This is a genomic window from Streptomyces sp. NPDC043996 (genome assembly GCF_056435225.1).
Map to the genome: position 1 here is coordinate 110,461 of NZ_JBWKEY010000013.1, position 19,856 is coordinate 130,316.

Here is a 19,856-nt window from a genome sequence, read left to right on the forward strand (position 1 = left end):
GGGGTCCCATGATCAGGTTGCGCGGGCTCGGGCGGCTCGGTGCCCCGGTGGCGGCGGTGGCCGCCCTGTCGGTGACGGCGAGCGGCTGCGTCACGGTGCACGGCGAGCGGGAGGTCATCCCGACGGCGACGAAGACCGAGGCCGCCCGCGCCCTGAAGGAGTTCGTACGCGCCTACAACAAGGCGGACGCGGCCTACGACCCGGCCCTGGACGCGGCCCGCGTGACCGGTCCGCTCGGCGCCATCAACCAGGCGGGCCTGAAGGCGCGGCGCGTGCAGCACCCGGGCGGCAACCCCCGGCCCGTACCGCTGAGGTTCACGGACGTGAGGTACGCGATCCCGAAGAAGGCGGGCTGGCCCCGGTTCTTCGTCGTGGACGCGCGCGGCAACCGCAAGCCGCACGGCTTCCGCTGGCTGATCGTCTTCACCCGCGGCAGCGGCGACCAGCTGTGGGAGGCCACGTATCTGAACCTGGTCCGGGCGGACCGCGTCCCCAGGCTGAGGAAGGACGAGGACGGGTACGCGGAGCCGGTCCCCGTCGGCCGGGGCGGGCTCGCGGTGGCGCCGCGGCGGCTCGGCGAGGAGTACGCGGCGTATCTGAAGTCCGGCGGCGAGACGTTCGCGCCGGGGCCGCACACCTCGCAGTGGAAGCAGGCCCGCGACCGGAACGGCAAGCGCCTTGGCCTGGCCGTGCAGTACATCGACCAGCCGCAGAACACCGGCGCGTTCGCCCCCGTCGGCCTGCGCACCCGCGACGGCGGCGCCCTGGTGTTCTTCTCCACGCACCACTACGAGAAGCAGACCGCGTCCAAGGGCCTCACGGTCGACATCGAACCGGACGTCAAGGCCCTCATGAAGGGCGACGCCAAACAGTCGGTGACCCTGGAACGCGTCTCCAACCAGGTGTCCTTGACCCCCAAGGGCTCAGGAGAGGTGCGGATACTGGGCCGCATGCAGGGCCTGGTGGGCGCGAAGGGCGAGTGATCTGAACGTCGCACCTGCTGTGGGCAGCTGGTCCGCCCAGAGGGCGGAACGGGTGGGCACAGCCCAGGTACCGGGCAACCGTCGAACTAGGCCTCAGCCCCGCAGGGGCCAAGCGGCAGCATCCCCCTGCGGCTCCCCCACGTACCGAGCACATTCATCGGTGAGAGTCTCCAGCAGCGTCAGCGGGTCAGGCAGCGGAAACTCCGGCCCCCGCACCCAGCCGACCGCCAGGTCACCCGGCAGTCGCGCGGGCGGCACCAGGACGTAGGACCCGCGGCAGTGCCAGCGCAGGCCCGGGTGCTCGTCCATCGTCTCGGGGTGGCAGTCCAGCTCGCACGGCCACCACTCGTCCTCGTCCTCGGGCGTCCCGCGCGTCGCGGTGAAGAACAGCATCCGCCCCTGGTCGTGTGCCCCTTCGGACTCGGCGACGGGCCCTACGTCGACGCCCTCGGCGAGCAGCCGCGCGAGCGCCGGGCGCCCGGCGTCCAGGGGCACGTCAAGGACGTCGTGGACCATGCCGGTGGCGGTGATGAAGTTGGCCTGGGGCTGGTGCCGCGCCCAGCGCTCGATCTGCGCGCGGTCGGTCGTGGACTGCGTCTGCCAGGCGAAGGAGACCGGGTGCCGGGCGGGGGTGGGACAGCCGATGCGGTCACAGGAGCAGCGGTACCCGGCGGGGTGCGCGGCGGGGGCGAGCGGCAGTCCCGCGGCGGCGACGGCGAGCAGCAGGTCCTCGCGGTGCGCGGCCGCACCGGCGTTCCCGCCGTCGGCACCCGCGCGGGCCCGGCGGCGAAGCCACTGGGAGATCCTGCTCTGCGCGCCGGACGTCCGGCCGAACTCCGCGCCCATCTATCCCCTCACTTCGCCGTTGTGCGGAACAGCATGACCTATGGTCCCACCATCCTGCTCCCCGGGTGGCCGTAGCCCACATCCGGGGTAGCTGGGGTGATGCAAGGCGGGGGGTGATAAAACGCGTCATTGCGGGCGAAGTGGCGTTTTACGCTCCTACGGTGGTCGCCATGGTCACACGGACTGTGCTGTCGGGCGTCACCGCCCTGGCCCTCACCGGGCCCTCCGCCTTCCTGGCACCGCTGGAGTGGGGCGGCGGCCCGCTCACCGTCGACGCGCTCCCGCGGTTCGTGTACACCGCCCACCGCGGCGGCGCCCTAGAAGTGCCGGAGAACAGCATGTCCGGCCTGATGGCGGCGTACGAGCGGGGCACGGCGCAGGTCATCGACGCCGATACGCGGATACTGCGCGACGGCACACTCGTGGTGATGCACGACGCGACCCTGAACCGTACGACGTACGCGGAGGGCCCGGTGAACATGCTGACCCAGCGCGAGTGGCAGCACGTGCGCCTGCGGCCGCAGGGGCAGGTGCCGGGCCTGTGGCGGATCGAGCGGCCGCCGACGGTCGCGGAGGTCCTGGACCGGTTCGGCGGCCGGGTCATGCTGATGCTGGAGGCCAAGGACCCCGAGAGCCTGACGCGGCTGAGCGCGATGATCCACGAACGGGGCCTGGCCCGCTCGGTGTTCGTGAACACCAACCGGCCCTGGGTCGCGCGCCGCGCCCACCACCTGGGGCTGCTCGCGCAGCTGTGGCGCTCGAAGCGGCAGCTGCGCGCTGACCGCCCGGAGCGCTGGCGGTCCTTCGTCGACGTCCTGGACGTGGACTACAAGGCCCGGGACGAGGACCTGCGGCGGGCGGTCAACTCGGGCATCCCGCGCGTGTGGGCGCACACCGTGACCACGCCCGCGCAGCGCGACCGGGTGCTCAGGATCGGCTGCAACGGGGTCATCACGGACGCTCCCGGGCTGCTGTCGCGCACACCGGTCAAGGGCGCGGGGAAGGCGGCGCGGCGCCTGTCGAGCCCGCTGAACGGGCGGTGAGCCGCGCCGCCCGGCGGCTCAGCGGGGCTTGATGCCGTAGAGGGAGTACTCGACAAGCCGGTCGGCGTAGGCGTGGCTGAGCGGGCCCGTGCGCTGCAGCCAGCGCTGGGCGAGCGGGCCCGTCCACAGTTCGAGGGCGATGCGCGGGTCGACGTCGGGCGCGACCTCGCCGCGTTCCTGGCTCAGGCGCAGGCGGTTCACGTACAGCTGGAGCTGCGGTTCGAGGAGCTTGCGGGTGAACTCGGTGCCGAGTTCCTCGTTGACGACGCCCTCGGCGGCGAGCGCGCGGGCCGGGGCGTCGAACTTGGGGTCCGTCATCTCGTCGACGGTGGCGCGCAGGACGTACTTGAGGTCGGCCTCCAGGTCACCGGTGTCCGGGAGCTCGGTGGCGACCTCGTCGAGCCCGGCCTGCTCGCTGAGCTGGGCGCTGGCCTGTTCGGCCAGGTCGAGGAAGGCGTCGAGCAGGACCGCGCTCTTGGAGGGCCACCAGCGGTAGATGGTCTGCTTGCCGACGCCCGCGCGGGCGGCGATCGCCTCGATGGTCATCTTGCCGTAGCCGACCTCGCCGACCAGGGCGAGGGCGGCGTCGTAGATCGCGCGGCGCGAGCGCTCGCTGCGGCGCGTGGAGTCAGGTGCGGTTTTCTGGGCCATACCGTCGAATGTAGCAGCGCGGCGAGACGCAACGTCTCACCACGGCCGCCGCCTCCGTAAATCCACTCGACAAGACGATACGTCTCGCCTACTATCGAAGCACAACGAGACGCACCGTCTCGTTGATGCGGGTCCGGTGCGACACGGACCCGGCGGCGACGACCACGGAGGTGGAACCATGGCGCGAGGCGGATCCGGAATGCTCGGCGTCGGCGGGACGCGCAGCAACCTGTCCCGCAAGGCCCTGCGCGGAGGGCGCGGCGCGGGCCGCGTCGGCGGCGGGCTCAGCCCCCAGGAGCAGAAGCGCGAGCTGCTGCGCAAACTCCAGGAGGGCCGGGCGGAGAACGGCGGTTCATGAGCCCCAAAACACAAGGTTCATGAACAAATTCGCGCCCGGGCGCCAGCACGAGGACACAGATCACTGCGCGAAGGCTCCTCAGACCGCACCATGGGCAGCAATAGCCCCTGCGGTTCGTGAGGAGCCTTCGTTGCGTCATGTTGCCCGGCGCGCCACACCCCGGCGCTACCTGATGTGTCCACCCGCGCACTTCAAGGTCACGTACTCCATCAATCCGTGGATGGACCCCGCCAAGCCCGTGGACGTCCCGCTGGCCGTCGCGCAGTGGGAGGACCTGCGCGACCGCTACCGCTCGCTCGGCCACACCGTCGAGGAGCTCACCCCCCGCCCCGACCTGCCCGACATGGTCTACGCGGCCAACGGCGCCACCGTCGTCGAAGGACGGGTCCTCGGCGCCAGCTTCGCCCACCCCGAACGCCAGGCCGAGGCGGCGGCGCACCTGGAGTGGTTCCGCGCCCACGGCTTCGAGCACGTCCACGAGCCGACCCACATCAACGAGGGCGAGGGCGACTTCGCCGTCACCTCCTCGTACGTGCTCGCGGGCCGCGGCTTCCGGGCGAGCCCGCTGTCGCACGGCGAGGCCCAGGAGGTCTTCGGCCGCCCGGTGATCGGCCTCGACCTCGTCAACCCGCGCTACTACCACCTGGACACCGCCCTCGCCGTCCTCGACGACGCGACGGACGACGTCATGTACTACCCGGGCGCGTTCTCGCCGGGCAGCCAGGCCGTGCTGCGGCGGATGTTCCCCGACGCGCTGATCGCCGAGGAGGCGGACGCCGAGGCCCTCGGTCTGAACGCGGTCTCCGACGGCCTGCACGTGCTGCTCCCGCAGGCCGCCACCGGCCTCTTCGAGCCGCTGCGCGAGCGCGGCTACGAGCCGGTCGGCATGGACCTGAGCGAGCTGCTCAAGGGCGGCGGCAGTGTGAAGTGCTGCACGCAGGAGCTGCGGACGCACTGACGCCCGCGTACGCGAGTGCGGGCGGCCGAAAGCCGCCCGCGCTCTTGTGGTCAGGAGCCCAGGTCCGCCGGGCACAGGCGGCGCGGCCTCGCGTCGCCCCGCAGCTCGGCGTCGACGCAGCCGCCCGGCAGCCCCGCGCGCTCCTTGGTCCCGAAGTTGGCGGTGACGGTCAGGGTGCCGTCGCCGAAGACCGTGCGCTGCACGGCCCGGTCGGCGCTCAGCCACCTAAAGGACGTGAGCCGCTCGGCGCCCGCCGCCCGGTGCAGGGGCGCGAAGTAGCGCTGGAGCGCGGCGAGTTCCCGCCCCTTGGCGGCGCTCTCCGTCCCGTTCAGAACGAAGTTGAGCGGCCGGTTGTACAGCATCGCGAGCAGCGCGCGCGTGGTCTTCTGCGCGGGCAGCTTCTCGTACGAGAGCTCCCAGCGCTCGACGCTGACCGTGGCGCCGTGCAGGGCTGTCCCGTACAACGGGACGCGGTAGCGCGGGTCGTACATCGCCTTGGCAAGCGCGGCCGGGAGCCGCACCGGCTTGAAGAAGGCCTTCGGGGCGTTCTCCGGGAAGTACCCGCCCCAGGTCTCGCGGTCCTTCTCCAGGGCCCACAGGCCGTCGGCGGCGGGCGTCGCGCTGCCGTGGTCGAAGGCGACGGCCTGGTTCGCCCACCCCTGCGCCGTCTCGGAGCCGAGGACGAGGCCGGAGTCCGCGACGCGGCGCATCCGCGCGAGGCGGTGGCCGCGGTCCTCGGCCCTGGTCATGGGGTGGCTCGCGGAGTGGTCGCGGAACAGCTCCCCGGTGGCGTCGACGTCCAGGAAGTAGCTGTCGGTGCCGTTCTGGACCATCGCGCGGGTGCGGTCGGCCAGGTAGTGGCGGGCGGGCTCGGCGCGCTCGAAGGCGGCGGAGCTCAGATAACAGCCGCGGCCGCCGAACCCGGTGTGCGGGGAGCCGTCGGCGTCGCGGACGCAGAAGTCCGGGTAGACGGTGCCCGGCCAGACGGAGGTGGGGCTGTCGGCGGTCTTGGGGTCCTGCCCGTTGGCGAAGGTGTCGTACGGGCCGACGAGGTACCCGGCGGCCTTCGCCGCGGCCACCGCCTCCTTGTCCATGGGCCCGGGCCCCGCGTCGTACCCGAGCCACATCTGGTCGACGCCGAGCGCGCGCAGGCGCCGCACCCCGGCGGCGGTGCGCGCCTCGCCCCACAGGTAGGCGTGGAAGGCGCCGAGGAGCTTGCGCGTCGCCGGGTTCTCGCGGAACTTCTCCTTCAGGCTGCCGAGGCGGCCGCGTTCGGCGAGGTAGGAGCGGTAGTCGGCGGCGGGCGCGACGGGGTCGCCGCCGGTCAGGGCGAGGGTGACGGTGTAGGCGCGGGTGCCATCGGCGCGGCGGAAGTCGTGCCGGGCGGTGGCGCGGAGCCTGCCGCGGGGCCCGGCGGCGAAGGAGAGCCGGGTCCCGAGGTCCGTGGGGACGAGATAGCTGACGCCGTGCCGTCCGGCGGAGTACCCCCACAGCGGCAGCGTCAGCTCGGCGCCCACGTCGACGCTGGTGCCCGCGAGGCGCTGACCGCCGGTGGTCCAGAACGGGTCGGCGACCGGGATGTCGAGGCCTTCCCCGCGCGGCAGTTGCAGGCTGGCCGAGGCCGGGAGGCCGGTGCCGGTGACGGGCCAGCGCAGGGTGGTGTCGCGGCGCGCGCCGAAGCTCAGCGCGAGGCGGCCGTGGTCGGCCCGCGCGGTGACGTCGAGGCCGCGCTCGGGGTAGCTCCAGCGGGCCAGCGACGCGCTGACGCGGCGCACCGGGCCCGGCGCGCCGAGCCGCGTGTCCGACGCGGCGGACAGGGTCCGCTCGTGCCCGTCGCGGGTACGGGTGCGGACGGCGAGGGTGGCGGTGTCGACGACGGCGGTGCCGCCGCGCACGGCGAGCTCCACGCGGGCGCCGTGGCGCTCCGCGGGGGCGGCGTGGGCGGTGGCGCCCCCGGCAGCGAGGGCGAGGGCGAGACCGCAGGCGGTGATCTTCCAGGCGGTGATCTTCATGGGCATGGGGACGTGGATAGTCGCCATGTCTAAGACGGTTCTAAGAGCCCCGGGCGAAGTTCCGGCCCGTCCGGGGGGCGAAGTTCAAGCCCGTCCGGCGTTTGAGGACGAGGCGCGAAGCGCCGATCAAGCGGGGCGCGCTCTCCCCGGTCTCAGGCCCCCGGCCAGGCGTCACCCCAGTCGGCGTCCCGCGCCTCGCGGTACAGCGCGCCGTGCCGCTTCGTCACGGTCTCCCGGCGCAGCGCGCCGTCCGCGTCGCACAGGTCGAGAAGGACCTGGCCCTTGCGGATCTGCGGCTTGCGGACGACGCGGCGGGGGGCGGGCTCGGCCGGGAAGCGCACGGCGGCCACATAGGCGAACTTCTCGTCCTCGTACGCCAGGGAGCCGCCCTTGATCCTGCGGTGCAGGGAGGAGCGGCTGACGCGGGCGGAGAAGTGGCACCAGTCCGTGCCGGGCACGATCGGGCAGGCGTCGCCGTGCGGGCAGGGCGCGGCCACCGTGAACCCGGCGGCGAGCAGGCGCTCGCGGGCCGCGATGACCCGGGCGTAGCCGTCCGGCGTGCCGGGCTCGACGACGACCACGGCGTCGGCCGCGGCACCGGCGGCGGCGTCCACGACCGACGCCCGGTCGTCCTCAGTGAGCTCCCCCAGGACGTACGAGATCGTGACGAGGGCGGCGGGCGGCACGGTCAGGGACGCGCCGATGCGGGCCCGCTGCCAGGCGGCACGGGTCAGGTCCGGGTGGTGCGCGGCCAGCTCACGGCCGAGTTCGAGGGCCGGTTCGGCCCAGTCGAGGACGGTGACGGGCCGCTCGCCCGGCCAGGTGGCGTTCACCGCCCAGGTGGCGGCGCCGGTGCCGCCGCCGATGTCGGTGTGGTCCGCCGGGCTCCAGCCCTCCGGGGCCGCGGCGGCGAGGGCGCGCAGGGCGGCGTGGACGGCCTCGAAGGTGGCGGGCATGCGGTACGCCGCGTAGGCGGTGACGTCGGCGCGGTCCCGTAGGACGGGGGCCTCGGTGGGGGTGGTGCCGCGGTAGTTCGCGATCAGGCGGTCGACGGCGGTGGCGGCGGCGCGGGGCGGCAGGTCCTCCAGGAGCGTGGTGAGGGCGGTGCGGAGGGTGTCTGCGGGGGAAGGGTGGTCGTGCACCTGGCGATTTTAGTCCCCCACCCCGCCCCTTCCCGAAACCATGGGGCTTGGCCCCCTGGACCCCCGTATCGCCGCTTCGCGGCTCGTCCTCAAACGCCGGACGGGCTGGAACCCGCCAGGGCGGCAGCGGCCCGGCGGCGGGGGCCGTTGTCGGGGGGACGGCGCCGGGGGTGGACCGTGTTGGCCAGGAGGATCAGGTAGGAGTCCGTGGCCCGGTCGAGGACGAGGGAGGTGCCGGTGAACCCGGTGTGCCCTGCGGCCCCGCGCCCCGCCAGGTCCCCCATGAACCACTCCTGGTCCACGGCGAAGCCGAGCCCGGGCGCGGCCAGCATCAGCTCGACGGAGTCGGAGCCGAGCACCCGCGCCGAGCCGTACGCGCCGCCGCCGAGCAGCGCCCGGCAGAACACCGCGAGGTCCCGCGCCGTGGCGAAGAGACCGGCGTGCCCGGCCACTCCCCCGAGCGCCCACGCGTTCTCGTCGTGGACCTCCCCGCGCAGCATCCCCCGGTCGGCCTTGGCCCACGGACGGCGCTGGTCCTCGGTGGCGGCCGCCCCTGGCCGGGGCCCGAAGCCGGTGGCGGTCATGCCGAGCGGCCCGGTGATGCCGTCGCGGATCAGGACGTCGAGGGGGCGGCGGGTGACGCGCTGAAGGACGTGCTGGAGCAGCAGCAGGTTCAGGTCGGAGTAGACGTAGGCGCCCACTTCGCCGGACGGCGCCTCGGCCCGCAGGGCGCGCAGCCGGGCGGGCGGGTCCGGCTCGTCGTACAGCGGGAGTTCGGGGCGGAGCCCGGAGGTATGGGTGAGGAGCTGGCGCACGGTGATGCCGTGCTCGGCGGCGGCCGTGAAGTCGGGCAGGTAGGCGGCGACGGGCCGGTCGAGCCCGATCGTGCCCCGCTCCAGCTCCCGCACGGCCGCGACGGTCGTGAACAGCTTGGTGAGCGAGGCCAGGTCGAAGGGCGTGTCCACGGTCATGGGCACGCGCCGCTCGGGCGGCAGCTCCACGCCGGTGTCGGTGTGTTCGTCGTACGCGGCGTACCGCACCGCCCAGCCGGTCGCCTCCTCGACGGCGACGGCGGGCCCGCGCCCGGCGAGCACCACGGCGCCCGCGCACCACGGCCGGGGGCCGCGCGGCAGCCGCCGTACGTCGCGCACGAGGAGGTCGACGGCGTCGGGGTCGAGTCCGGCGCGCGCGGCGGCGGCCCGGCGCGGGGTCAGCGGTCCGCCCCCTCCGGCTCCGTCGCCCTGGCCGGTTCGCTGTGCTGCCACGGGCGGCACAGTCCCATGAAGCAGCCGACCGCCGCCAGCGCGCACGCCAGCTGGACGACCGCCATCGGCACGGCCGTCTTCTCGCCCGCGATGCCGACGAGCGGCGAGGCGATGGCGCCGATCAGGAAGGAGGAGGTGCCGAGCAGCGCGGACGCGGAGCCCGCGGCGTGCTTGGTGCGCATCAGGGCCAGGGCGTTGGTGTTGGGCATGGCCAGGCCCATCGCCGACATCAGGACGAAGAGTCCGGCGGCGACCGGGACGAGGCCGACGTCGCCGAAGACGCCGCTGGTCATCAGCAGCAGCGCGGTCGCGGCGGCCGTGATGACCGCGAGCCCGAAGCCGAGCGCCTTGTCGAGGCTGACCCGGCCGACGAGCAGCTTGCCGTTGATCTGGCCGACGATGATCAGGCCGACCGAGTTCACGCCGAAGAGCAGGCTGAAGGTCTGCGGCGAGGCGTCGTAGATCTCCTGGATGACGAACGGGGACGCGGAGATGTAGGCGAACAGCGCGGCGAAGGCGAAGCCGCCCGCGACCATGTACCCGGTGAACACGCGGTCGGCGAGCAGTCCGCGCATCGTGCGCAGCGCCTCCGCGGTGCCGCCGCCGTGCCGGTGCTCGGGCGCCAGCGTCTCCGGCAGCCACCGCCACACGAGCAGCGTCAGCGCGATGCCGACGACGGTGAGGACGACGAAGATGCCGCGCCAGTCCGTCAGGCGCAGCACCTGGCCGCCGATGAGCGGCGCGACGATCGGGGCGACGCCGGAGATCAGCATCAGCGTGGAGAAGAAGCGGGCCATCTCCACGCCGTCGTACAGGTCGCGCACCACCGCCCGCGCGATCACGATGGCGGCCGCGCCCGCGAGGCCCTGGAGCAGGCGGAAGGCGATGAGCAGCTCCGCGGTGGGGGCGAGGGCGCAGGTCGCGGTCGCGAGGACGTAGACGAGCAGGCCGATCAGGAGCGGGCGGCGTCTGCCCCACTTGTCGCTCATCGGCCCCACGACCAACTGGCCGAGCGCCATGCCGAGGAGGCAGGCCGTCAGGGTGAGCTGGATGGTGGCGGCCGGGGTGTGCAGGGCGTCGGTGACCTCCGGCAGGGCCGGGAGGTACATGTCCATGGAGAGCGGGGGCATGGCGGTGAGGCCGCCGAGGATGAGCGTGACGAGGGCTCCCGTCGCGACGTGACGGGCGGCGGGGTCCGGGGGCCCCGCCGCCGTCCGTATGTGTCCCTCGGCCTGTGTGTCCGCCATCGCGCCCCTCCCGGTAGTCGTCACGTCCCCTTCATCGTCTCAGGCCGTGGCGGGGGCCTCCCCCACCCATGCCGGTTTCAGCCCGTCCGGCGTTTGAGGACGAGGCGCGAAGCGCCAACATCTGTGAGCGGGGGAACGGGGGCAGCCGCACCCGGATCGGGAAGGGGCGGGCCTGGGGCGCCCCGCGAGGGCTACACCGGACGCAGGCCCGGGTTGCCCGCCTCCGTCACGAAAGAGGCCGCCGTCTTGATGGGGGCACCCGGCGTGGTGACCGCGGACACCGTCTTGAAGTCCGCCCGGGCCTCGTCACGGCCAAGCGCGACGGTCACATAGCCCCGCCGCCCGTTGTAGAACTTCAGGTGCGGATTGGCCCGCGTGTACGTGTCCCAGTTGGCGGGCTTGTCCGCCCCGTCCTTGCCGCTGGCGATGGACGTGGCGACGATCTCCGTACCGACGACCTTCGAGGCCGGCTTGTCGAAGTCGTCGAGGATGTCGAAGGCGTACCCGACGTGCACGTCGCCGGTGAGGACCATGAGGTTCTCGACACCGGCGGCGCGCGCCCCCGCGAGCACCCGCTGCCGCGAGGCCACGTATCCGTCCCAGGCGTCCATGCTGACCTTGGCGACCGGGTTCAGGTCGAGCTTGCGCTGGGAGAACGTGACCTGCTGGGGGACGACGTTCCAGACGGCGCGCGAGCGGTGCCAGCCGTCGAGGAGCCAGCGCTCCTGGCTGGCGCCGGTGAGGGTGCGCTTGGGGTCGAGGGATTCGGGCCCCGGCACGTGCGCCCCGTCGCCGTAGGCCTGGTCGGACCGGTACTGGCGGGTGTCGAGGATGTCGAACTGGGCCAGGCGGCCCCAGCCGAGGCGGCGGTAGAGCTGCATGTCGGCGCCGCTGGGCCGCTGCGGTCGGCGCAGCGGCTGGTTCTCCCAGTACGCGCGGTACGCGGAGGCGCGGCGCAGCAGGAACTCCTCCGGCGGGTTGCCGTTCTCGTCGATGTCGTCGGCGTAGTTGTTCTCGACCTCGTGGTCGTCCCAGGTGACAACGAAGGGGTGCGCGGCGTGCGCGGCGCGCAGGTCGGGGTCGGACTTGTACAGCGCGTACCGGCGGCGGTAGTCGTCGAGGGTCTGCGTCTCGCGGTTGAAGATGTCGGGCAGCACGCGGTCGGTGTACTTGCGGGCGCCGCCGACGGAGTTCACGGCGTACTCGTAGAGGTAGTCGCCGAGGTGGAAGACGACGTCGACGTCGTCATCGGCGAGGTGCTTGTACGCGGTGAAGTAGCCGTCGTGGTACGCCTGGCAGGACACGGCGGCGAGCGTGAGGGCGCCGGTGCGGCCGTAGGCGGCGGGCGCGGTGCGGGCGCGGCCGGTGTCACTGACCCACTTGCCGGTGCGGAAGCGGTAGTAGTAGTCGCGGTCGGCGTCGAGGTCGTCCACCTCGACGTGCACGGAGTGGTGGAACTCGGGGTGTGCGACGGCTCGGCCGCGTCTGACGCCGCGGCGGAAGCGGGGGTCGCGGGCGAGCTCCCAGTGGACGGTGACGCGCTCGGCGGGCAGTCCGCTGTCCTGCTCGAAGGGCTTGGGCGCGAGGCGGGTCCACAGCAGGACGGAGTGCGGCTGCGGGTCGCCGGAGGCGACGCCGAGCGTGAAGGGGTCCTCGGAGATGCGCGCGGCGTCGAGTTCGGCGGCGCCCGCGACGCCCGCCGTGGGCAGGTTGGTGGCGAAGGCGAGCGCGGCGGCGGCGCCGGTCCCGGTCAGGAACCGGCGGCGGCCCAAGTGGCGTGCGGCGGCGCGGAGTTCGGGTGCGTGCTGGCCTGCGGTAGTCATGTGCCCCTCCCCGGACGATGGCTGTAATGTGCATTGGAGTATTGGGGGACGACGGCCGCCTGTCGCGTACACAACAGCCATATGGCGAGAAGATGATGTCCGTCTTGCGGACCCTCCCGTACGCTGCGGGGCCATGAACGCTGAGCGAACACCGCCCTCGAAGGCGGCGAAAACGGCCGTGATCACCGGCGCGGGCTCCGGCATCGGCCGGGCCGTGGCCGTCGAACTGCTGCGCGCGGGCTGGTCGGTGGCGCTCGCGGGCCGCCGCGAGGAGACCCTGCGGGAGACGGCGGAGCTGGCGGCGGACGGCACCCTTCGCGAGGCGGCGGCGCTGTGCGTGCGCACCGACGTCTCCGCACCCGACGACGTCGCCGCGCTCTTCGCCGCGGCGCGCGAGCGTTTCGGGCCGCTCGGCCTGCTCTTCAACAACGCCGGTACGTTCGGCCCGAGCGGCGTGCCGGTCGAGGAACTGCCCTACGACGCCTGGCGCCACGTCGTCGACACGAACCTCAATGGCGCGTTCCTGTGCGCGCAGGCGGCGTTCCGGCAGATGAAGGAGCAGGACCCGCAAGGCGGCCGCATCATCAACAACGGCTCCGTCTCCGCCCACACCCCGCGCCCGCGCTCAGTGGCGTACACGGCGACGAAGCACGCCCTGACCGGCCTGACCAAGTCCCTGTCCCTGGACGGCCGCCCCTACGGCATCGCCGTCGGCCAGATCGACATCGGCAACGCGGCCACCGAGATGACCGAGCGCATGCGATCCGGAATCCCGCAGGCCAACGGGGAGTTGGCCGTCGAACCCGTGATGGATGTGGCGGACGTGGCCCGCACCGTGCGGCACATGGCGGAGCTCCCGCTGGAGGCGAACGTGCAGTTCGCGACGGTCATGGCGACGACGATGCCGTACATCGGGCGCGGCTGAACCGACGCAGGCGACCCGGCGCGGCTGACGCGACGCGGCTGACGCGACGCGGCTGACCCGACGCGGGCGACCCGGCACGGCCGACCCGGCGCTCCCGGGCGGGGAGTGACCACGGGGAGCGGTACGGATGACGTACGAGACACGGGGACGAGTTCCGGTCATGGGCCGGAAGCGGCTCACAGGGCGGACGGCGCCCCGCTAGGCTCGACCCCTCTCCACGGAAACTTCACACACGGAGCACATGTTGCGCATTCGTTCGGCGGCCACGGCCGTCCTCGCCGCCACCGCACTCACGGCCCCGCTGCTCGCCGCCGCACCGGCGTCCGCGGCCCCGCGCCACCAGGGGGGTCTGCACCTCGGCTTCATCCAGTACGACAGCCCGGGGCGCGACACCAGCGCCCGCGCCTCGGTCAACGGCGAGTGGGTGAACATCCACAACAACAGCGGCCGCCCGATCCAGCTCAAGGGCTACAAGCTGAAGGACTACAACTACACGTACACCTTCGGCAGCTACAAGATAGGCGCGGGCAAGACCGTGAAGGTCCGCAGCGGTAAGGGCACCAACAAGCCGGGCACCGTCTACTGGGGCCGCGGCTGGCACGTGTGGAACAACACCAGCGACAAGGCCCGGCTCATCAAGCCGAGCGGCGCGCGGCTCGACTCCTGCGCCTGGACCACGCGCGACAACGGCACCAAGAACTGCCACTGAGCCACCACGGACTCGGCCTGGGCGACACGCCGGCGTGTGAACGGGAATGCTCCCGGCCACACGCCGGTTGCCGTACGACATGAACAACCATGATCAAGCCATCGACGTGCTGCGCTACACCGCCTTCGCCCTCGACCCCGAGGGCGGCAACCCGGCCGGAGTCGTCCTCGACGCCACCGGGCTCGACGCGACGCGCATGCTCGCGATCGCGGCCGACGTCGGCTACAGCGAGTCGGCCTTCCTGACCCCCGGGCCCGCCGGGCCCGACGCCGAGGGCCGCGCCTTCACCGTGCGCTACTTCAGCCCTCAGACCGAGGTCCCCTTCTGCGGCCACGCCACCGTGGCGACGGCCGTGGCGCTCGCCGAGCGCGACGGCCCCGGCGACTTCGTGTTCGCGACCCAGGCCGGGACGGTGCCGGTGACGGTCGCCGAGGCCGACGGGGCCCTGCGGGCGACGCTGACCAGCGTGGAGCCGCACGTCGCCGGCATCGACGCGGCCGACGTCGACGAGGCCCTGGCCGCGCTCGGCTGGGCCGCCGGTGAACTCGACTCCGCCCTTCCGCCCCGCATCGCCTTCGCGGGCGCCCGCCATCTGGTCCTGGCGGCCGCCACCCGTGAGCGCCTCGCCGACCTCTCCTACGACTTCGAGCGCCTGAAGGCCCTCATGGTCCGGCTCGACCTGGTGACCGTCCAGCTGGTGTGGCGCGCCTCCGCGTCCGTCTTCCACGTCCGCGACCCGTTCCCGGTGGGCGGCGTCGTGGAGGACCCGGCCACGGGCGCGGCGGCCGCGGCGTTCGGCGCGTACGCGCGCGAGCTCGGCCTGGTCCCCGGCGCGGCGGAGCTGACCCTGCACCAGGGCGAGGACATGGGGCGGCCCGGGGTGCTCACGGTGACGCTGCGCGAGGGCGACGCGCGGGTGCGGGTCTCGGGCACGGCGGTGCGCATCCCGTCCTGAGCGGCGGCCGGGCCTGACCTCGGCGCCGGGGTCAGGCCTGGCCGGTCTCGAACCGGGACACCTTGCCGCCGTCCACCGTGAACCGCCACTTGGTGCGCATCGCGCCCCAGGTGTCGTTGCGGTAGTCGGCCACGAGGGCGAGTCCGTCGTCCGCCTCCGACTCGACGTCCATGTGGCCGTTCGAGGAGAAGGCCTCGCGGTCCAGCCACTCGTGGAGGTTACGGTCGGAGCCGTCGTCGGACATCGTGGCGTCCGGGGTGAGGAGGGCGGTGACGGCGGCCTTGTCGCCCGCGTTCAGGGCGGCGACGAAGCCCCTGACCGTCGGGTCGCTGAGCTGTTCCACGGGAATGGTCATGGCTCCACGGTCACACCGACCCCGCCACCGCGCCACCGCTCCCCTCGCGGGACGCCCCAGGCCCGCCCCTTCCCGCTCCGGGTGCTGGCCGCCCCCGTTCCCCCGCTCAAAGCAATTGGCGCTCCGCGCCTCGTCCTCAAACGCCGGACGGGCTAGAACCTGCCGGTTTCAGCCCGTCCGGCGTTTGAGGACGAGGCCGCAGGCCGATGCTTTTGGGGGTCCAGGGGGCGGAGCCCCATGGTTTCGGGAAAGGGGCGGGCCTGGGGCGCTACGCGAGGGTGAACCAGCGGTCAGCCAGTGCCTCCAGCGTCGCCTCCCCCGGCGCGGGCAGCTCCCGCAGATACCAGGGCAGGTTGCTGTAGACGTGCAGCAGCGTGTAGGCGACAAGCTCCCGCGCCCCAAACCCCCGCCCCCCATACGCCGCGGCGAACCGCCCGAGCACCCCCGGCTCCCCCCGAGCCACGAAGAGCCCCACACCCACGAAGTCGTACGCCGGATCCCCGATCATCGCGGGCTCGAAGTCAAACAGCCCACTCAGCCCCCAGCCACCCCCACCAGCACCCGCACCGGCACCCGCACCGGCACCCGCGGGCCCCACGAGCAGATGCTCCCGCATGAACTCCGTGTGCAGCAGAACCCGCCGCCCCCCGGCCCCGGCCCCGGCCCCGGCCCCCGCAAGCGGCACCGAGTCAAGGAAGTCCGGAATCTGCTCGAGCCACCCCTCGGAGAGCCCCCGCGCCCGCTGCCGCGCCACGGCCCCCGCCCGCTGCCGGGCGAGGAACTCCCGCCAGTCGCCGGGCCCGAGGACGTCCCCGAGGGGCGCGTGGTCGAGGCCGTGCAGGGCGGCGAGCGCCGCACCGGCCTGCTCCACGATCCGGTCCCGGTCGGCGGCGGGCAGCCGGGGCCAGGCGTGGTGCAGGCCCTCGCCGGGGAGCCGGGACATCAGGACGTAGCGCCAGTCGTTCTCGTAGACGCCCGCGGCCCGCACCTCGGGCGTGGCGACGGGGAGGCGGCCCTGGACGTGGGCGAGGACCCGGGCCTCCGTCTCGGCGTCCTCGGCCGAGGCGCCGGGGAACAGCTTGAGGACGAGGTCGTCGCCGACGGCGTACACCGGCTGGGAGCCCTCGCCGAAGCGCGTCAGCGGCGCCCCGCCGACACCGAGGCGGGCGCACAGGTCTTCGGCGCCGGGCCGCATGACGGCCTCGTCGGGGACGACGGCATCCCACTCCTCGTCGGTGTGTACGGGCGGCAGCATGATCGGCACGGTAGGCGGGCCCGGAAGCGGGCCGCAACGGGATTGCGCGGCGCGCGGGACGCCGCCGCCCGCCGTCCGGGCGGCGACGTCGCTCGCGGGGGCCGTCAGAAGACGAACGGCCCCGGCTTCTGCGCCGACGTGGCGGTGCAGTTCACGGTGATGCCGAAGACCACGATCTTCAGGGAGGTGGCCGCGAGGCTGTCGCCCGCGGCGACGGTCCCGTTCATCGGGCCGGTGGAGACGGGGCTGCCCGCGGGGATGGCCGGGTTGGCGTTGCCGGTGAACGTGGTGGTGCCGGAGCCGTTCTTGGTGAGGGTGAGGGTGGAGTTGACGGCGCCCGCGCCGACGTTGATCGGGGCGGTGATCGCCGAGGTGGAGACCTCTATGGTCGCGCTCGTACCGTTCTGGGTGGCCTTCAGGGCCGCCGAACCCGAGCCGAACGAACCGCACTCGAAGTCGATGGTCGCCGACTGCGGGTCCACGGCGCCCGCGGCGGGCGCGAGGACGAGCGCGCCCACGGCGAGCGTGCCGGTCCCGAGTGCCGACCACAGGGCGAATCTGCCATGCCTCATGAGGGGCCTGCCTTCAATGGGGGGAGTGTGGGGTGCCGCCTCGCTGACACGCCCCCGCGCCCACGGCGCCTGACGGTGCGTCAGCGATTTGGGTTGGGGGCATTGAGACACGGCCCTGTCGAGGTAGCAAGGCACACCCTCATGATCATTGTCATGTCACGACCAAAACCGGCCGAGCCCCGCACCCCCGACCGGCGCGCACGCCGGAGCGAGCGCCATGAACGAGCCCCGTCGTGCGATGAACACATCGGTGAACGGCTACCATCGCCAGGGCCGTCAAGGCGGCACACCGCTCCCCGGCCCCCGCCGGACCACGACTTCGACCTGGAGGGCTCCGCGTGTCCGAACCGCGCCTGGGTGTGGCCATCGTGACCATGGGCAACCGTCCGAAGGACGTCGACGCCCTCCTTGAGTCCGTCGCCAAACAGGACGTCCCGCCCACCCGCGTGGTCATCGTGGGCAACGGCACCGAGCTGCCGGACTTCCCCGCCTACCCCGGCGAGGTCACCGCGATCGAGCTCGACGAGAACCTGGGCTGCCCCGGCGGCCGCAACGTCGCCCTCGCCCGGCTGCGCGCGTTCGGCGACGTCGACGTGGCGATCGAGCTGGACGACGACGGCCTGCTCGTCGACCCCGACGTGTTCCGCACCGTCCAGCGCCTGTTCGCCGAGGACCCGCGCCTCGGCGTAGTCGGCTTCCGCATCGCCGACGAGCACGGCGAGACCCAGCGCCGCCACGTGCCGCGCCTGCGCGCCAAGGACCCGATGCGCCGGGGCCTGGTCACGTCCTTCCTCGGCGGCGGCCACGCCTTCTCCATGGAGATGCTGGAGCGGACCGGCGACTGGCCCGCCGACTTCTTCTTCACGCACGAGGAGACCGACCTCGCCTGGCGCGCCCTCGACGACGGCTGGAAAGTCCTGTACGAACCGGCGCTGCTGCTCCAGCACCCCAAGACGTCGCCCGCCCGGCACGCCGTCTACTACCGGATGACGGCCCGCAACCGCGTCTGGCTCGCCCGCCGCCGCCTGCCGCTCCTCCTGATCCCCCTCTACCTGGCGGTGTGGACGCTGCTCACGCTGCTGCGCACCCGCTCCCTCGGCGGTCTGCGCGCCTGGGCGGGCGGATTCGTGGAGGGCGTCCGCACGCCGTGCGGCGAGCGCCGCCCGATGAGCTGGCGCACGGTGTGGCTGATGACGAGGCTGGGCCGCCCGCCCCTCATCTGACGGCCCCGGTCCCGGTCCCGGTCCCTGCCCCGGCTACGGCTACGGCTACGGCTACGGCTACGGCAGGAACGCCCATACGAACGCGGCGAGGACCGGCAACACCAGGACGTCGGTCCACTCCACCCGCAGGCGGCGCCGCGCGGGAACCGCCGCCGTGCCCTCGGCGCGCCGCACCGCGTGCCGCAGCTCCCGCCGGGCGGCCTCCGCCCGGCGCCCGTCGAACACCGAGCGCGTCATCGCCCACAGCAGCACCGTGCCGACGCCCTCCACGCGCAGCGCCCCGCCCCGGCCCGCCCGCCCGAGCAGCCGCACATCGGCCAGGCACGCCTCGTACACGAAGACCGGGTTGCGGACCACGACCCGCGCCTCGTCCCACTCCACGGACGGCGTGAGACCGGCCCGCAGAAGCACCCAGCTCACACCACCCGGCAGGGCGAGCGCCAGTACGACGTCCCAGGCGCCGCGCGCCCCCTCACCACCCCCGAAGAGGAACTGGACGGCGACCACCGCCATCATCGCGACGATCCCCCACGAGGCCCGCCGCACGGGCCTGTTGGTGTAGCGCATGCGCTCGCCGCACCTCACCTTCTCGATCGCACCCTTCAAGCGTGCCGCGCGACGCGGGACCGCACCCCACCTCGGAATCCAAAAAGCAAAGCAGACCCGCAGCAACGCGCAAAATCAGCCATCCCCACATGAAGCGGACGTGACCATTCATCACGCCACTTCAAGAATCATCCACTCACCTCACGCACGCCCAGGCCCCACCACCCCCACATCAAGGCCATTCCACTTAAGACCTCCTTCAAGCCAACACCCCCACGACGTTCACTCTTAGCGAGCGCGAAAGGCAAAGACGACACCTACAGTCCGCAAGGGCTCGCAGCGAGAGCCCCCATGGGGCTCCATCTACTGGAAGGCAGTGATTCGGCATGTCTAGGACTGTGCGCGTGAGACAACTGGTCGTCCTGGCGGCGGCTTTGGCCTCGGCCGGAGCGGCCGTCCCCACGGCCGTCGCGTCGCAAGCGCCCCAGGCTCCGCAAGCGCGAGTCTCACAGAGCGCCGACCAGACGACGCAGGCCGTCGCGCGGGCCTACCCGCAGGCCGTCAAGGCGGGCGCGGATGACTGTGGACCTGGCTACACCCTGCGCAACATCGTCGCCCTCCCCGAGGGAATCAACCCCCTGGAACGCCTGGGCGCTCTGTTCGCCTACACGAACGGCACCAAGGGCTGCGTGTCCCTCCTCAACAAGATGGGAAGCCCGCAGTACGTACACCTGGAGGTGTGCAAGGCCGGGGGCGGCAGCTGCGACAGCCTCTCGGGCGAGGTCCCTGGCAGCGGCACCAACTACACCAAACCGGTACGGGTCTCGGACTACAACTGCGCTCCGGTGACAGCCAAGATGGCGGAAACGTCCACCAGTAAGCCCTACGTCGACTTCAAGGCCAAGGACGTCTTCCCCTGCAGAGAGTCCTAGAGGGCGCGACACTCGCCGCCGGGCCAGTCTCGACGACGCCAACCGAGGGCATCCCT

20 protein-coding genes are annotated in these 19,856 nt (G+C 73.0%); 9 read left to right on the top strand and 11 right to left on the bottom strand.

What is annotated here, in order from left to right:
* The first annotated feature begins 8 nt into the window (after positions 1-8).
* Positions 9-983 carry an SCO2278 family lipoprotein gene (locus tag AC07A4_RS30200; protein ID WP_478604585.1) on the top strand — a complete coding sequence of 325 codons (975 nt, stop codon included), beginning with the start codon at positions 9-11 and terminating at the stop codon, positions 981-983.
* 93 nt (positions 984-1,076) lie between these two features.
* Here the strand turns inward: AC07A4_RS30200 and AC07A4_RS30205 are convergent, their stop codons facing one another.
* A complete protein-coding gene (locus AC07A4_RS30205) occupies positions 1,077-1,829 on the bottom strand; it encodes a bifunctional DNA primase/polymerase (protein ID WP_478604588.1) in 753 nt (250 codons plus the stop codon).
* 170 nt (positions 1,830-1,999) lie between these two features.
* Between AC07A4_RS30205 and AC07A4_RS30210 the strand changes: the two genes are divergently transcribed.
* Complete coding sequence (locus tag AC07A4_RS30210) at positions 2,000-2,872, top strand: glycerophosphodiester phosphodiesterase (RefSeq protein ID WP_478604590.1); 873 nt, start codon at positions 2,000-2,002, stop codon at positions 2,870-2,872.
* Positions 2,873-2,890: 18 nt separating this feature from the next.
* Here the strand turns inward: AC07A4_RS30210 and AC07A4_RS30215 are convergent, their stop codons facing one another.
* The gene (locus AC07A4_RS30215) at positions 2,891-3,523 is read right to left on the bottom strand and encodes a TetR/AcrR family transcriptional regulator (RefSeq protein ID WP_478604592.1); all 633 of its coding nucleotides are present in this window, start codon (positions 3,521-3,523) and stop codon (positions 2,891-2,893) included.
* Positions 3,524-3,701: 178 nt separating this feature from the next.
* Here AC07A4_RS30215 and AC07A4_RS30220 point away from each other — a divergent pair, with 178 nt between their 5' ends.
* Both AC07A4_RS30220 and ddaH read left to right on the top strand, forming a co-directional pair.
* Positions 3,702-3,881 carry a DUF6243 family protein gene (locus AC07A4_RS30220; RefSeq protein ID WP_478604594.1) on the top strand — a complete coding sequence of 60 codons (180 nt, stop codon included), beginning with the start codon at positions 3,702-3,704 and terminating at the stop codon, positions 3,879-3,881.
* Positions 3,882-4,011: 130 nt separating this feature from the next.
* On the top strand, positions 4,012-4,839 hold the full coding sequence (ddaH, locus tag AC07A4_RS30225) for a dimethylargininase (RefSeq protein WP_478604596.1): 828 nt from the start codon (positions 4,012-4,014) through the stop codon (positions 4,837-4,839).
* Positions 4,840-4,889: 50 nt separating this feature from the next.
* Here the strand turns inward: ddaH and AC07A4_RS30230 are convergent, their stop codons facing one another.
* From AC07A4_RS30230 to AC07A4_RS30250, 5 genes are all read right to left on the bottom strand, one after another.
* Complete coding sequence (locus AC07A4_RS30230; RefSeq protein WP_478604599.1) at positions 4,890-6,878, bottom strand: glycoside hydrolase; 1,989 nt, start codon at positions 6,876-6,878, stop codon at positions 4,890-4,892.
* Between the two features lie 125 nt (positions 6,879-7,003).
* The gene (locus AC07A4_RS30235; protein ID WP_478604602.1) at positions 7,004-7,993 is read right to left on the bottom strand and encodes a small ribosomal subunit Rsm22 family protein; all 990 of its coding nucleotides are present in this window, start codon (positions 7,991-7,993) and stop codon (positions 7,004-7,006) included.
* 89 nt (positions 7,994-8,082) lie between these two features.
* Entirely contained in the window at positions 8,083-9,258 is a 1,176-nt protein-coding gene (locus AC07A4_RS30240; protein ID WP_478604604.1) for a serine hydrolase domain-containing protein, read from the bottom strand.
* Complete coding sequence (locus tag AC07A4_RS30245; protein WP_478604606.1) at positions 9,204-10,505, bottom strand: multidrug effflux MFS transporter; 1,302 nt, start codon at positions 10,503-10,505, stop codon at positions 9,204-9,206. The genes AC07A4_RS30240 and AC07A4_RS30245 overlap by 55 nt, the downstream gene beginning before the upstream one ends.
* Before the next feature lie 191 nt (positions 10,506-10,696).
* Complete coding sequence (locus AC07A4_RS30250; RefSeq protein WP_478604609.1) at positions 10,697-12,328, bottom strand: alkaline phosphatase D family protein; 1,632 nt, start codon at positions 12,326-12,328, stop codon at positions 10,697-10,699.
* Between the two features lie 133 nt (positions 12,329-12,461).
* On the opposite strand from AC07A4_RS30250, the gene AC07A4_RS30255 reads away from it, so the two are divergent.
* The 3 genes from AC07A4_RS30255 (at position 12,462) to AC07A4_RS30265 (ending at position 14,917) form a co-directional block, all read left to right on the top strand.
* On the top strand, positions 12,462-13,253 hold the full coding sequence (locus tag AC07A4_RS30255; RefSeq protein ID WP_478604611.1) for an SDR family oxidoreductase: 792 nt from the start codon (positions 12,462-12,464) through the stop codon (positions 13,251-13,253).
* 244 nt (positions 13,254-13,497) lie between these two features.
* Entirely contained in the window at positions 13,498-13,962 is a 465-nt protein-coding gene (locus AC07A4_RS30260; RefSeq protein ID WP_478605040.1) for a lamin tail domain-containing protein, read from the top strand.
* A gap of 79 nt (positions 13,963-14,041) precedes the next feature.
* Complete coding sequence (locus AC07A4_RS30265) at positions 14,042-14,917, top strand: PhzF family phenazine biosynthesis protein (protein ID WP_478604613.1); 876 nt, start codon at positions 14,042-14,044, stop codon at positions 14,915-14,917.
* A 31-nt stretch (positions 14,918-14,948) separates the two neighbouring features.
* Here the strand turns inward: AC07A4_RS30265 and AC07A4_RS30270 are convergent, their stop codons facing one another.
* The 3 genes from AC07A4_RS30270 to AC07A4_RS30280 all read right to left on the bottom strand — a co-directional run bounded on the left by AC07A4_RS30270 (position 14,949) and on the right by AC07A4_RS30280 (position 17,099).
* Entirely contained in the window at positions 14,949-15,272 is a 324-nt protein-coding gene (locus AC07A4_RS30270; RefSeq protein WP_478604616.1) for a nuclear transport factor 2-like protein, read from the bottom strand.
* A gap of 268 nt (positions 15,273-15,540) precedes the next feature.
* The gene (locus AC07A4_RS30275) at positions 15,541-16,527 is read right to left on the bottom strand and encodes a phosphotransferase family protein (RefSeq protein WP_478604618.1); all 987 of its coding nucleotides are present in this window, start codon (positions 16,525-16,527) and stop codon (positions 15,541-15,543) included.
* A 104-nt stretch (positions 16,528-16,631) separates the two neighbouring features.
* Positions 16,632-17,099 carry a hypothetical protein gene (locus AC07A4_RS30280; RefSeq protein WP_478604620.1) on the bottom strand — a complete coding sequence of 156 codons (468 nt, stop codon included), beginning with the start codon at positions 17,097-17,099 and terminating at the stop codon, positions 16,632-16,634.
* Between the two features lie 338 nt (positions 17,100-17,437).
* Between AC07A4_RS30280 and AC07A4_RS30285 the strand changes: the two genes are divergently transcribed.
* Positions 17,438-18,322, top strand: a complete 885-nt coding sequence (locus AC07A4_RS30285) for a glycosyltransferase family 2 protein (protein ID WP_478604623.1) — start codon at positions 17,438-17,440, stop codon at positions 18,320-18,322.
* A gap of 57 nt (positions 18,323-18,379) precedes the next feature.
* Here AC07A4_RS30285 and AC07A4_RS30290 read toward each other — a convergent pair whose 3' ends face one another.
* Positions 18,380-18,889, bottom strand: coding sequence for a hypothetical protein (locus tag AC07A4_RS30290; RefSeq protein WP_478604624.1), 510 nt, complete (start codon positions 18,887-18,889; stop codon positions 18,380-18,382).
* Between the two features lie 383 nt (positions 18,890-19,272).
* Here AC07A4_RS30290 and AC07A4_RS30295 point away from each other — a divergent pair, with 383 nt between their 5' ends.
* Entirely contained in the window at positions 19,273-19,800 is a 528-nt protein-coding gene (locus AC07A4_RS30295; RefSeq protein WP_478604626.1) for a hypothetical protein, read from the top strand.
* The last annotated feature ends 56 nt before the right edge of the window (positions 19,801-19,856 follow it).